This is a genomic window from Caproiciproducens sp. LBM24188, assembly GCF_054130445.1.
The window spans coordinates 1-13,082 of sequence record NZ_CP196862.1 but is presented as its reverse complement, the minus strand read 5'-3'; the positions used below and the strand labels follow the sequence as shown (position 1 = coordinate 13,082).

10 protein-coding genes are annotated in these 13,082 nt (G+C 53.3%); 8 read left to right on the top strand and 2 right to left on the bottom strand.

What is annotated here, in order from left to right:
* Positions 1-98 precede the first annotated feature (98 nt).
* A complete protein-coding gene (locus ACSVDI_RS00050) occupies positions 99-1,232 on the bottom strand; it encodes a hypothetical protein (RefSeq protein WP_457943793.1) in 1,134 nt (377 codons plus the stop codon).
* A gap of 399 nt (positions 1,233-1,631) precedes the next feature.
* Here ACSVDI_RS00050 and ACSVDI_RS00045 point away from each other — a divergent pair, with 399 nt between their 5' ends.
* Positions 1,632-2,474, top strand: coding sequence for a DegV family protein (locus ACSVDI_RS00045; RefSeq protein WP_457943791.1), 843 nt, complete (start codon positions 1,632-1,634; stop codon positions 2,472-2,474).
* 114 nt (positions 2,475-2,588) lie between these two features.
* On the opposite strand, the gene dusB is transcribed toward ACSVDI_RS00045, so the two are convergent.
* Positions 2,589-3,599: a tRNA dihydrouridine synthase DusB gene (gene dusB / locus ACSVDI_RS00040; RefSeq protein ID WP_457943790.1), complete on the bottom strand. Its 1,011-nt coding sequence runs from the start codon at positions 3,597-3,599 to the stop codon at positions 2,589-2,591.
* A 295-nt stretch (positions 3,600-3,894) separates the two neighbouring features.
* Between dusB and polA the strand changes: the two genes are divergently transcribed.
* The 7 genes from polA (at position 3,895) to ACSVDI_RS00005 (ending at position 13,032) form a co-directional block, all read left to right on the top strand.
* Positions 3,895-6,465 (top strand): DNA polymerase I, encoded by a 2,571-nt coding sequence (gene polA, locus ACSVDI_RS00035; RefSeq protein ID WP_457943788.1) that lies wholly within the window; start codon positions 3,895-3,897, stop codon positions 6,463-6,465.
* 116 nt (positions 6,466-6,581) lie between these two features.
* Entirely contained in the window at positions 6,582-7,409 is an 828-nt protein-coding gene (locus ACSVDI_RS00030) for a putative RNA methyltransferase (RefSeq protein ID WP_457943786.1), read from the top strand.
* A 51-nt stretch (positions 7,410-7,460) separates the two neighbouring features.
* Positions 7,461-8,648 carry a DUF2029 domain-containing protein gene (locus ACSVDI_RS00025; RefSeq protein ID WP_457943784.1) on the top strand — a complete coding sequence of 396 codons (1,188 nt, stop codon included), beginning with the start codon at positions 7,461-7,463 and terminating at the stop codon, positions 8,646-8,648.
* Positions 8,645-9,103, top strand: coding sequence for a ribosomal protein S18-alanine N-acetyltransferase (gene rimI, locus ACSVDI_RS00020; protein ID WP_457943782.1), 459 nt, complete (start codon positions 8,645-8,647; stop codon positions 9,101-9,103). The genes ACSVDI_RS00025 and rimI overlap by 4 nt, the downstream gene beginning before the upstream one ends.
* A gap of 382 nt (positions 9,104-9,485) precedes the next feature.
* Entirely contained in the window at positions 9,486-10,508 is a 1,023-nt protein-coding gene (tsaD, locus tag ACSVDI_RS00015; RefSeq protein WP_457943781.1) for a tRNA (adenosine(37)-N6)-threonylcarbamoyltransferase complex transferase subunit TsaD, read from the top strand.
* A 190-nt stretch (positions 10,509-10,698) separates the two neighbouring features.
* Positions 10,699-12,465 (top strand): phosphoenolpyruvate carboxykinase (GTP), encoded by a 1,767-nt coding sequence (locus tag ACSVDI_RS00010; RefSeq protein ID WP_457943780.1) that lies wholly within the window; start codon positions 10,699-10,701, stop codon positions 12,463-12,465.
* A gap of 195 nt (positions 12,466-12,660) precedes the next feature.
* Positions 12,661-13,032 (top strand): zinc-ribbon domain and TM2 domain-containing protein, encoded by a 372-nt coding sequence (locus ACSVDI_RS00005; RefSeq protein ID WP_457943778.1) that lies wholly within the window; start codon positions 12,661-12,663, stop codon positions 13,030-13,032.
* Positions 13,033-13,082: the final 50 nt, after the last annotated feature.

Sequence of the window (13,082 nt, the reverse complement as noted above, 5' to 3'; positions counted from 1 at the left end):
TTTTTGCGGCTTTTGATTGTGTGTATTCCTTGGTGCAGGGTAAAAATCAGGCACCTCCGAAGCATGCTCCGGGGGTGCCGTTACTGAAACCGAGCGATTTAATCGTCGTCTTCGTTGAAAAATTTTTCCCAGTCAAAATTGCTTTCATGAACGGGAGTAGCCTGTGACTTCGGCCGATTCGCCGTATCCTGAGCAGGGGCGGCGGAAGGTTCGCGCTTTGGCACGGTGATCTTATGCGAAGCAGGATGGGGCTCGGCTTTTTTCGCTACGTCTTTGGGAATCAGAATGGTAGGATCCTGGTCGCCTGTGTGCGCCTTTTTTACCGCCGGCTTGGCAGTCGGCTTCGGGGGCTGCTTTTGGGACGGTGCTTTTTTGACTGCTTTTCCCGTTCCGGTCGGGATGGTTCCCGCCGGGTGGAGGTCTTCCAGGGTGATTTTGCCGTTCGGTTTGTGTCCATCGCTGTTGGAGCTGATATCTTCAAATTCCAACGGTTCGGTATCATCCATGGAGCTGCCGTGAGAGTAGCTGCTGATGTCCATGGGTCCAATGTACCCGCCGCGTCTGCCGCTCCGTTGGGCGAAGAACTGTTCATAGACAAAGAACCCGATTCCGGCCACGCCGAGCACGATGAGGATAATGCCGGAAATCAGCAGGACGGAAACGCCGCCTCCCTGATTGGACGGAGTGCTGGACGTAGAGGTTGTGCCGGAACCAACGCCTGCTGCAAGGGCGGAGCTGCCGCTCGATGGTTCGCTGGAAAGCAGTTCGCTCCAATCCTGGGAAGAAAGTACGTCGGGGTCGCTGACCGCCTGCTGGGCCTGAGAAGCGCGTTGATTAATCTGATTTTCCTTTGTGTCCACGCTGCGGGTGGGTTTGGAAGACACGGCCTTACTGGAGCTCGATTTGCTGGAGCTCGATTTTTGGGAGGAACTGGATTCCTGCGAAGAGCTCGATTGCGGGGAGGAGCTTGGTTCCTCCGGACTGGAAGAAACAGCTTCCGGTTCGGAAGAAGCGGGCGGACTGACGGAATCTGTGGGGGCGGACTCTTTGCCAACATTTCCCCCGGAACCGCCTTCGGGCTCCGAAGAAGGGGGCGCCATGTTCAGCGTAGTGCTGATGGCTTCGTCTGGAGAGCTGTCGCCCGTAGCGTATGCAGGAACGGCGGTGGCGCCGACGGTAAGCAGCAAAGCCAGCGTTACCGCAAAAAGTTTACTTGATGTTCTGTTTTTCATAATGCAACCGATCCTCTCGAAAAATCTCGGAAATGTAATGTATTTTTTAGGTTAAAATAAGTTTGAAAAAATTTGCAATGGCAACATTATCATTATGACATACTTAATAATGATATCATATAATATTTGACTCCTTCAACTGTTAATATTCTGTAAAATCTCCGGCTGCAATGCCGCCGCAGTTTCCCTGCACAGGTGCCTGATGCAGCCTGAAACGCAGTGTTTCTGCCCACTTATCATTTCAAAACTTTATGAATAAAATTCAGTTGAATCTGGGCTTTCATAATGCTATAATAGTTTTGTAAATTACATGTCATTGTAATTAAAACAAGGGTGTTGTGCTTGGCAAAATGGCAAAAATGATTTTTACAGGCCCGCCAGGAAAGGATGGTTACAGCTATGGGCGTAGTGATTACTTCCGACAGCGCGTGCGATTTATTTCCTGACCTGTACCAGCAGTACCAAATCAGGATTGTTCCGCTTTATATCAACATAGAGGACCAGGCGTACCGCGATGTGTTTGAAATAAACCCCGATGAGGTGTTTCGAAATTACGAGAAGACCCATCGGCTGCCGAAAACGGCGGCGCCCGCTCCGGCGGACTTTTTCACCCTTTTCCGGCAGGAAACGGAAGCGGGCAACGACGTGGTTCACATTTCTATGAATTCAAAGTTTTCCGCTTCTTATCAGAACGCCTGTATTGCCGCAGAAGAGTTTGAAAATGTGTATGTGGTGGACACCTTTACCCTGAGCTCGGCGGAAGGAATGCTGGTGCTCCGCGCGGCGGAGCTGCGGGACGAGGGAAAAACCGCGGAAGAAATCTGCCGCCAGATTGAGATTGAGCGCTCGAAAGTGCAGACGAATGTGTTGCTGGATACGCTGGAATTTGCTTACCGCGGCGGACGCGCTTCCATGCTGCAGATGTTTGGCGCCAACCTGCTTAAACTGCGCCCCTGTCTGCTGCTAAACACACAGGGCGTACTTTCCGTGCGGACGAAATTCCGCGGGAATTTTGCTCAAGTGTGCCGGGAATATATCCGGTTTGTGCTCCGGCAGCCGAATATCAACAACCGCCGTGCGTTTCTTTCCACCACCGGGATGGACCGCACGCTGTTTGAAGAATTGAGAAAGATGGTGGAGGACAGCGGCGTTTTCCAGCAGGTGCTTACATCCCGTGCGGGATGTGCCATGACGGTGCACACCGGCCCGAATACCCTGGTGCTGTTTTATATGGAAAATTAAGATAATGCTTTATAGCCATAAGAAGAAAAGCCCGAAACAGCTTGCTGTTTCGGGCTTTTTGTTTCCCAGCGCCGTTTGGCGCGGCTTTTGTCCGGATTTGCATGAACGGAATGGTTAGAGAGCATCAAAGCCGGGGAAAGACTGCCCAGAACCGCTTTCATCGGCAGTGGCTAATACGTCCTGAATCAGCTGTTCCAGCTGTTCCAGGCATTCCAGTGTGCCGGCTCTGCGGCGGAATTCCGCGGCGTTTTTCATGCCTTTCAGGTACCAGCCCACGTGTTTGCGTGCCTCGTTCATGGCGCGTGCTTCGCCTTTGTATTCGCACATTTTCTGAACGTGCTGCAGCATAACCAGCATCCGCTCGTGAATGCCCGGTAAAGGCAACAGCGTGGCAGAATCGCTCAGATAGGCGTTGATGCGCGAAAAAATCCACGGGTCGCCCAGCGCCGCGCGGCCTACCATAATTAGGTCGCAGCCGGTCGTCTCCAGCAGCTGCGCCGCAGCCTGCGGAGAGGTTACATCCCCATTGCCAATAACCGGGATTTTCACCGCCTGCTTCACCTGACGAATGATGTCCCAGTCCACAGGCGGCGCATACATTTGGTCGCGTGTGCGTCCGTGCACGGTAATGGCGTCAGCGCCCGCTGCTTCGCAAAGCGTTGCCACCTCCACTGCATTGACAGAGCTGCTGTTCCAGCCCTTGCGGATTTTTACCGTGACCGGAACGGGAACCGCATTTTTGACCGCCGCAACGATTTCGGCACACAGCTGTGGGTTCTTCATCAGTGCCGCCCCGGAACCATTTCCGCTCACCTTCGGCGCAGGGCAGCCCATGTTGATGTCGATGGCATTGGGGCCGAACTCCATGGCCATTTTTGCGGCCTCCGCCATAACAGCAGGCTCGTCCCCGAACAGCTGAATCGCGGTGGGGCGCTCTTCTTCCCCAATCGTCATAAGCGAAGCAGTCTTTTTATCATGGTACTGAAGGCCTTTTGAACTCACCATTTCCGTTACGGTGTAGGCCGCGCCGAACCGCACGCACAGTTCGCGGAACGCTCGGTCCGCCACGCCGGCCATGGGGGCCAGCACCGCCCGCCCCTTTATTTCTAAGTTGCCGATATACATAAGAGGAAATCCCTTTCAAAGTTCCGGCCAGCATCGAACTGCGGCCGAATTGATTCAAACCAGCGTTCATTATAACACTTATTTTTTTCCTTGAAAAGTGATATAATACTTCCATTAGCATCAATCAACCGGAAACAATCATGAACAAGGAACAGTGGACCATGCAAAACCAGGAATCGCTCGGCTTTGCATGTTATCTGGCTGCCCGAAAGCCTTTTGCCAAGGTAAAGCACCGCTTTCTCCGCAGGGCGCTGCGTTCCCTTGTTTCGGAAATTATATATGATGAGGAGAGACCATGAAGCTTCTTGTACTTGACGGAAACAGCATCCTGAATCGCGCGTTTTACGGCATCCGCCTTTTAACCACCAAAGAAGGTCTTTATACCAACGGAATTTACGGCTTTCTGACCATGCTGCAAAAACTGCAGAACGAAATACAGCCCGACGCGGTTGCCATTGCGTTTGACCTGCGTGCCCCCACGTTCCGCCATAAGGAATACGCGGGTTATAAGGCGCAGCGCAAGGGAATGCCGGAAGAGCTTGCCCAGCAGCTTCCCACCCTGAAGGAACTGCTCCGGCTGCTTGGCTACCGCCTGGTGGAATGTGAAGGCTTCGAGGCGGACGATATCCTCGGCACGCTGGCGCGCGTCTGCACCGAAACCGGGAACGAATGCGTGCTTGCCACCGGCGACCGCGACAGCCTCCAGCTGGTCGGCCCGCATGTGACGGTTCGCCTTGCTGCCACAAAGTTCGGTCAGCCGCAGGTTACGCTGTACGATGAAGCGAAGATCATGGAAGATTACGGAGTCACCCCGAAGCAGATGATTGAAATCAAAGCGATTCAGGGCGATACCTCCGACAATATCCCCGGCGTCGCAGGCATCGGCCCGAAGGGCGCAGCGGAACTGATTCAGAAATATCACGATATTGATTATATTTACGAACATCTTGATACGCTGGAAATTAAGGACGGCATGCGGAAAAAGCTGATTGCCGGAAAAGAGAGCGCTTACCTGAGCCGCCGTTTGGGCACCATCTGCACGGATGCGCCCGTGGACACCGAGCTGGCCGATTATGTGCCCGCCCCATGCGATTGTGAAAAGGCGGCACGCCTGATGGCAAAGCTGGAATTTTTCTCGCTGATTGAAAAAATGGGATTAAACCGGCCTGCATCACAGCCGGAAGTACCTGCCGCAGAAGCGCCGCGTGTGGAACTGGTCGAGCACGTGGATGCGGAAGAACTGCTTGGGCTGCTCCGCCAGCGCGGCCGTGCAGATTTCATCGCGGAATACAATAAAGAAAACATCATTCTGTACCTGAACGACGGGGAACGGGTGTATAAAATTGAGGAAGAATCGCTGATTGAAAAAATCTGCACCGATGAGTCGATTCGAGTTAACACGCATGATATTAAGCCGCTGTACGCCGCTCTTGACGCGTGCGGAATTCGGCTTGCACATGCGGGTTTTGACACCATGCTTGCGGGTTACCTGCTGAATCCAAACGCTTCTGATTATGAGCCGGAACGGCTGGCGCAGGAATACGGCGTTTCCCTACCGGAGTTGGGTGAAAACCGCAGGGCGGCCCTTGCGGCGGCGTTCCCTGCGCTGGTGGACCGGATGGCGGAGGAAATTGCTAAGAAGAATCAGACAGAACTGCTGGAAACCATTGAGCTGCCGCTTGCCGAAGTGCTGGCGCACATGGAGAACATTGGGTTCGCGGTGGACGGCGAGGGAATCCGTGCCTATGGCGAGGTGCTGCAGAAGCAGATTGACGAGATTCAGGCACAGGTCTACGACGCAGTTGGGTACGAGTTTAATTTGAATTCTCCGAAGCAGCTGGGGGAAGCGCTGTTTGTCAAGCTGGGGCTCAGCCACGGCAAAAAGACGAAGAGCGGATATTCCACCCGCGCAGAGATTTTGGAAGAACTGCGCTACGAACATCCCGCGGTTGAGATGGTGCTCAATTACCGCACGCTGGCCAAGCTGAAGTCCACCTACTGTGACGGCCTGCTGAAGGTGATTGCAAAGGATGGGCGGATTCATTCCAGTTTTAACCAGACGGAAACACGCACCGGGCGCATCAGCTCCACCGAGCCGAATCTTCAGAATATCCCCGTGCGCACCGAGTTGGGGCGCGAACTGCGACGCTTCTTTGTGGCGCGGGAGGGCTGGGTCCTGGTGGACGCGGACTATTCCCAGATTGAGCTGCGCGTGCTGGCGCACATGGCAAACGACCGGAATATGATTCAGGCTTTCCTGAATAACGACGATATCCACCGCAGCACGGCGGCACAGGTGTTCCATATGCCGGAGGAGATGGTGACCCCCATCATGCGCAGCCGCGCCAAGGCGGTGAACTTCGGCATTGTGTACGGAATCGGCGCGTTTTCCCTTTCTAAGGACATCGGCGTTACCCGCAAGGAAGCCGAAACCTATATTCGTGACTACCTCGCGCATTACGCGGGAATTGACCAATATATGAAGCAGGTGGTCGCCGACGCGAAGGAACGAGGCTACGCGGAAACAATGTTCGGCCGCCGCCGCTACCTGCCGGAGCTGACGTCCTCCAACTTTAACATGCGCTCGTTCGGCGAGCGGGTTGCTCGCAACATGCCGATTCAAGGCACCGCCGCCGATATCATCAAGATTGCGATGGTCCGTGTGGAGCAGCGCCTTGCGCGGGAAAATCTGCGCGCCCGCCTGATTTTGCAGGTGCACGACGAACTGATTGTGGAAGCTCCGCAGGAAGAAGCCGAACACGTTGCGAAGCTGCTGACGGAAGAAATGGAGCATGCTGTTTCCCTTTCCGTTCCGCTGACCGCCGAAGCGAATATTGGCCGCACGTGGTACGATGCCAAAGGCTGAAACTTTTGAAAAGGAACAAGAGAATTGTGAAGAGAACCGTGCAGCGTCGAAGAAGTTAGGAACCTTTTTGCCTGTTGCTTATTATTTGTTCACGACTCATTGAACTAGGTGATTTCATGATATTTACCTGCCCCGTCTGCCGGCAACTGCTGAGCAGACAGGAAAAAATCTATACCTGCCCCAGCGGGCACAGCTATGACATTGCCTCCGAGGGCTATGTGCATCTTCTGCCGCCGAACCATATGCATTCCAAAATACCGGGGGACAGCAAGCAGATGGTGGCTTCGCGCCGCGCGTTTCTGGAAACTGGGCTGTACCGGTTGTTCAGCGACCGGCTCAATGAGCTGGTGCGGGAGGATTTGCCGAAGACCGACCCGGTTGTGCTGGACGCAGGCTGCGGGGAGGGTTACTACACCGCGCGACTGGCGGAAAGCCTTGACCAAAACGGGATTTCTGCGGAGTTGTATGGGTTCGATATTTCAAAATTTGCCGTGAAAGCGGCATCAAAACGGCTGAAATCCGCCGCGTTTGCTGTGGCAAGCTGTTTTGCGGTTCCGGTTGCAGATGCTTCCACAGACTGCGTTATCAATGTCTTTGCCCCAATTGTGGAAAGCGAATTCCTGCGCGTGCTAAAGCCAAGCGGGCGGCTGATTCTCGCGGTTCCGGGGCCGCGCCATTTGTTCGGCCTAAAGCAAATCCTGTATGAAGCGCCCTATGAAAATGAATATCGGGAAACGGAATACGCCGGGTTCACTTTTGAAAAGCGCGTTCCGGTAAAAGACACGATTCATATCGAAGATCCCCAAACCATACAAAATCTGTTTGCCATGACGCCCTATTACTGGAAAACGCCGGTAGAGGGCAGCCGCCGCCTGAGTGAAACAGCGGTGCTGGATACGGAAATCGAGTTTGATTTTCTGGTTTACCGAAAGACGGAAGAATAAAGGACAGGCGGCGGAAGCAATTTGGCTGCTGCGAAAGGGAGGATTGAAGCGATGTTCAAAACCCGTGAGTGGAACCGGGAAGACGCGGAAAAAGCAATTTTTCTGCTGCTTGCGACTATGCTGGGCCTACTGCTGCGAATGGTGCTGTTCCCTTTTGAATCATGGGATTACCATCAGTTTTTAAGCGAATGGTATGGTTTGCTGAAAGCGAACGGAGGCTTTGCCGCCGTTGGGCTGAATATCGGAAATTATATGCCAACCTATCTCTATTTGCTGGCCGCGTTTACTTATTTCCCCATTTCTGCGCTGACGGCAATTAAGTTGATTTCCTGCGCAGCGGATGTTGTGTTGGCGGTCTATGTCATGCGGATTGTCAACCTGCGGTTTGGAAACGCTACATACGGGGCACTGACCTATGCGGCAACGCTGTTCCTACCTGGGGTATTTCTGAATTCGGCGGTTTGGGGGCAGTGCGACGCCATTTATACGGCAGCGCTCGCGGCTTTCGTTTACTACCTGATGGCCGGCAAGGAAAACCGCGCGGTGATTGCGTTTGCCATTTCCTTTGTGTTTAAGCTTCAGGCGGTGTTTTTGGCGCCGCTTTTGCTGCTTATGGTTTTGAAACGAAAGATCCGGGTGGGAACGCTCGCTTTTATACCACTAGTATATATTATCTCTATATTCCCTGCTGTATTAGCCGGTCGGAACCTTGGGGAACTGCTTCTGGTTTACAGTTCGCAGTCCAAACTGTATTCCCGGCTGGTCATGGGACTGCCCAATCTGTACACCTGGATTCCGGATGGCGGGAACGGCGATGCTTCCCAGCTGCCGAGATACTTTGGCACAGCGGCCGTCCTTTTTGCGGGGGCGGTGGTGCTTTTTGCGCTGTTTCTATTGTGGCGCGGTCAGTTTACCCTGAGCGACGAAATGTTGGTATCGCTCGCTATGCTGTTCGCATTTTTGGTTCCGTTTGTTCTGCCGCATATGCACGAGCGGTATTATTACCCGGCGGAAATCTTCGCATTGATTTTTGCCTTTTATTTTCCGAAAAAGCTGTATGTCGGGGTTGTTATGGAGCTGCTCTGCGTGTACGCAGAGTGCCATTATCTGTTCGGTACAGATTTTCTTTCGATTGAAATATTGGCGGTTGTAGCGCTCATAAACCTGATTGCAGTGGCACGCCACACGGTGCGGTTGGCACAGTCCGAACGCCTGCGGGAAGTGGGTGCGGCGGCATGAACAACTGGCACATTGAACCCATGCGGGAGGAGCACCTTGCCGCCCTTACGGAGCTGGATGTGCGCTGCTTTTCCCACCCCTGGACCTATGACGGGCTGAAAGCGGAGCTTTCCAGCGATACAGCGGTGTTTGCCGCTGCGGTTCTGGACGGAACGGCGGTGGGCTGCGCCGGAATGCACTGCGTCTGCGGGGAATGCTATATTGATAAGGTGTGCGTCGCGCCCGAACTGCGCCGCCAGGGAATCGCGCGGGCACTGGTGGACTATTTAATTTCGTATGCCGAAGCGCATCACGCGGAGTTCCTTACGCTGGAGGTGCGCGAATCCAATGCGCCCGCCATTGCGCTGTATACTGCCGCAGGATTTCTGCCGGTGGGAAAACGGCGCAATTTTTATACCGACCCCCGCGAGAATGCGGTACTGATGACAAAAACATTATCTGGGAACAATGGATAGTGCAAAATTAATGGCCCTTTTGTTTTAAATTTTGAAGGAAAGAAATCCCAATATTTTCCCGAGAGCCGGCTGCTTAGTCTGAACTTTTGCCTTCAGGCCGGGCGGGCCCCTACTTTCGGTTCCGCCCGAAAGTAGGCAAAGTGTGGGCAGGGAGGGATTTGAAAGGCCAAAGGAGGGCTCCATAAATCCCTCCCTGCACCCTCCAAGGTATCCCCAAAAACGAACTTTTGCTTCCGATGTCTTGATGATTTTCATGGACGGAGCGAAAAAGAATTACTTCGCGTAAGGTACACTCTGCGACATCTATGGGCGGAGAACATCAAAGCGGTTTATATAGATACTAATTGAACGAATTAAAATAAAATAGGGAAAGGAAAATAATATGCGTATTTTGGCTTTGGAAAGCTCCTGCGACGAAACCGCAGCGGCGGTGGTGGAGGACGGCCGAAAAATTCTTTCTTCGGTGGTTGCCTCGCAGGTGGAGGAACATAAACTTTACGGCGGCGTGGTGCCGGAGATTGCCTCGCGCCGTCACTGTGAAGCGGTGGTGGGCGTTACGCAGCAGGCGCTGGACGAAGCCGGCATGAAGCTGGAGGACGTGGATGCCATCGCTGTAACCTATGCGCCGGGGTTGATCGGCGCTCTGCTGGTGGGCGTAAACTTTGCCAAGGGTCTGGCGGTGGCCAGCGGCAAGCCGCTGGTTCCGGTGCACCACCTGCGCTCCCATATCGCGGCAAATTACCTGACTTCACCGGAGCTGGAGCCGCCGTTCCTCTGTCTGGTGGTGTCCGGCGGGCACAGCCATATTATTGAAGTAAAAGATTACACCGATCTTCGTGTTTTGGGGCGCACCCGCGACGACGCGGCGGGCGAAGCGTTTGATAAGGCGGCGCGCGCTATGGGAATGCCGTACCCGGGCGGTGTGGAAATGGATAAAATTGCAGAAAATGGAAATCCGGAAGCATTTGCGCTTCCGCACCCCAGCGTGGACGGTGCGCCGTACGATTTCAGTTTTTCCGGTCTGAAAACTGCGGTGATTAATCTCATTCATAATGCGGAACAGAAGGGGCAGACGCTGAATGTGCCGGATCTCGCCGCTTCTTTCCGCAAGGCGGTTGTGGACTGCTTAGTCAAAAATTTTGTGCGTGCCGCGAAGGAAACCGGCAGCACCAAACTGGTGATTGCAGGCGGTGTTTCGGCCAATTCTCTGCTGCGCCGCAGACTGCAGCAGGAATGCGCCCAGCGCGGCTGGAGCTTTTACATGCCATTGCTTTCCCTGTGCGGGGACAACGCTGCCATGGTGGGTGCTCAGGGATATTATGAATACTGTTCGGGAACAATAGCAGGGCCTGATTTGAACGCCTGTGCAGAGCTTCCGATAGAGCGGTCGTACGGTTCCAAATGAAAAAGTATGAATATTTATGCATAAATATGTAAAATTAGAGAATAATTATAAATTTTATTCTTCTATAAAAATAATTTGCTAAAAAATTAACAAATTTCTCGTAACTCAATTGAATGTTGACAAAAATTGTATTATAATCTAAAGTGAAGAAAATTTCGTTAAGGCCATTGGGCCGAAAGGAGAAAGGGTTATGACTAACAACAAGTCAGTACTAAGCTGGATTGAAGAAATGAAACAGCTTGTCTGCCCCGACAATCTGGTCTGGATTGACGGAACAGAAGAACAGCTGGAACAGCTGCGCGCGGAAGCCTGCTCCACTGGGGAGCTCATTAAGCTGAACCAGGACAAGCTCCCGGGATGCTACCTGCACCGTACGGCCGTCAACGACGTTGCCCGTGTGGAAGACAGAACCTTCATCTGCTCCCGCAAGGAAGAAGACGCAGGCCCGACGAACCACTGGAAAGACCCCAAAGAAGCATATAAAATGCTTTACGATATTGCACGTGGAAGCTACAAAGGCCGCACCATGTATGTAATTCCGTACTCCATGGGCCCGATCGGTTCCCCGCTTTCCAAAATCGGCGTTGAGCTGACCGACTCTATTTACGTTGTATTGAATATGAGCATCATGGCCCGCGTTGGCCAGAAGGTATGGGATACCCTCGGCGACAGCAACGAATGGGTGCGCGGTCTGCACTGCAAGTGCGACATTGATGCAGAAAAGAGATACATCTGCCACTTCCCGGAAGACAACACCATTATTTCCGTGAACTCCGGTTACGGTGGAAACGTGCTGCTCGGCAAAAAGTGCTTTGCACTTCGTATTGCTTCCTACCTTGGTAAGACCCAGGGCTGGATGGCTGAGCACATGCTGATCCTCGGCCTGCAGAATCCGCAGGGCGAAATCAAGTATATTGCTGCTGCGTTCCCGTCTGCATGCGGCAAGACCAACCTTGCTATGCTCATTCCGCCGGAAGGCTACCGCAAGAAGGGCTATAAAATTTGGACGGTTGGCGACGATATCGCTTGGATGCGCCAGGGTGCCGACGGCAGACTGTATGCCATTAACCCGGAAAATGGCTTCTTCGGCGTTGCACCGGGAACCAACGAACATTCCAATCCGAATGCTCTTGCTTCCACAAAATCCGGCACCATCTTTACCAACGTTGCCCAGAACCTGGACGACAATACGGTTTGGTGGGAAGGCCTCGACAAGAATCCGCCGAAGCACGCTTTGAACTGGAAGGGCGAGCCGTGGGACGGCACCACTTCCGACCAGAAGGGCGCTCATCCGAACAGCCGCTTCACCGCGCCTGCTAAGAACTGCCCGTGCATCAGCCCTGAATTCGACAAGGGCGAGGGCGTGCCGATTTCTGCCATTATCTTCGGCGGCCGTCGTGCTCAGACCACTCCGCTGGTGTACCAGTCCCGTGACTGGAACAACGGTGTGTTCGTAGGCTCCATCATGGCTTCTGAAACAACCGCTGCTGCTGCTGGTGCAGTCGGTGTTGTACGCCGTGACCCAATGGCTATGCTGCCTTTCTGCGGCTATCATATGGGTGACTACTTCAAGCACTGGATCGAAATGGGCGAAAAGCTCGGCGACAAGGCTCCGAAGATCTTCAACGTGAACTGGTTCCGTGTGGACGACGAAGGTCACTTCGTTTGGCCGGGATTCGGCGACAACCTCCGTGTCCTCGAATGGATCATCAACCGTTGCGAAGGCAAGGTTGACGCGGTCGAAACTCCGATTGGCTATGTGCCGAAGCCGGAGGACATCAACCTGGAAGGCCTGAAGGACTTTGATCGTGATACCCTGAAGAGCATCCTCGAAGTCAACAAGGATCAGTGGCTGAAAGAAGCCGACGGCATTGCCGAATTCTACACCAAGTTCGGCGACAAGCTCCCGAAGGAACTGGCCGACGAGCTCAATGCTTTGAAGAGCAGACTCCAGTAAGATTCCAAAATAGTGCGGCGCCCTGTTCGGTTGGGGCGCCGCTTTTCTTTATGTAGAAAAGCCAATATTGACAACTTACGATGTTCTCAATATACTGTGTAGTAATAAGCAGTATGGTTCGGCTCTCAAGATCAGCGGAACCTGCTTGAAGTGGTTCCGTGAAATTAATAGAACATTATTAAGGGGGAAACGATTTTGATTTGTTCCAATTGCGGAAAAGACAACCCGGCAGGCGCAACATTCTGCAACGGATGCGGCGCGCCGATGTCCCAGCAGCCTCCTCAGCCCCAATCCCAGCAGTATTACCAGCCTCCCCAACCGCCCATATACGGCTACCAGCCAGTGGTTTATCCGTTTCCAATTTCCCCCTGCCGCCGATGGGCTGCATTTATCCTCTGTTTTTTTCTCGGAGGATTGGGAATTCACCGGTTTTATGTCAATAAAATCGGTACGGGAATTCTTTATTTGTTTACGGCGGGATTGTTCGGCATTGGCTGGCTTGTCGATTTAATTATGATCGCCTGCGGCAGCTTTACCGACAGTCGAGGACTTCCGCTGAAAGAATAGTACAAGAGTATAAAATTAGGTTCGGTTCCGCTTTCCGGCGGATACTGGAC

What these genes read in the sequence shown, in the direction of transcription:
- ACSVDI_RS00050 (WP_457943793.1), bottom strand. Translation starts at nt 1,232, where the DNA reads ATGAAAAACAGAACATCAAGTAAACTTTTTGCGGTAACGCTGGCTTTG.
- ACSVDI_RS00045 (WP_457943791.1), top strand. Translation starts at nt 1,632, where the DNA reads ATGGGCGTAGTGATTACTTCCGACAGCGCGTGCGATTTATTTCCTGAC.
- dusB (WP_457943790.1), bottom strand. Translation starts at nt 3,599, where the DNA reads ATGTATATCGGCAACTTAGAAATAAAGGGGCGGGCGGTGCTGGCCCCC.
- polA (WP_457943788.1), top strand. Translation starts at nt 3,895, where the DNA reads ATGAAGCTTCTTGTACTTGACGGAAACAGCATCCTGAATCGCGCGTTT.
- ACSVDI_RS00030 (WP_457943786.1), top strand. Translation starts at nt 6,582, where the DNA reads ATGATATTTACCTGCCCCGTCTGCCGGCAACTGCTGAGCAGACAGGAA.
- ACSVDI_RS00025 (WP_457943784.1), top strand. Translation starts at nt 7,461, where the DNA reads ATGTTCAAAACCCGTGAGTGGAACCGGGAAGACGCGGAAAAAGCAATT.
- rimI (WP_457943782.1), top strand. Translation starts at nt 8,645, where the DNA reads ATGAACAACTGGCACATTGAACCCATGCGGGAGGAGCACCTTGCCGCC.
- tsaD (WP_457943781.1), top strand. Translation starts at nt 9,486, where the DNA reads ATGCGTATTTTGGCTTTGGAAAGCTCCTGCGACGAAACCGCAGCGGCG.
- ACSVDI_RS00010 (WP_457943780.1), top strand. Translation starts at nt 10,699, where the DNA reads ATGACTAACAACAAGTCAGTACTAAGCTGGATTGAAGAAATGAAACAG.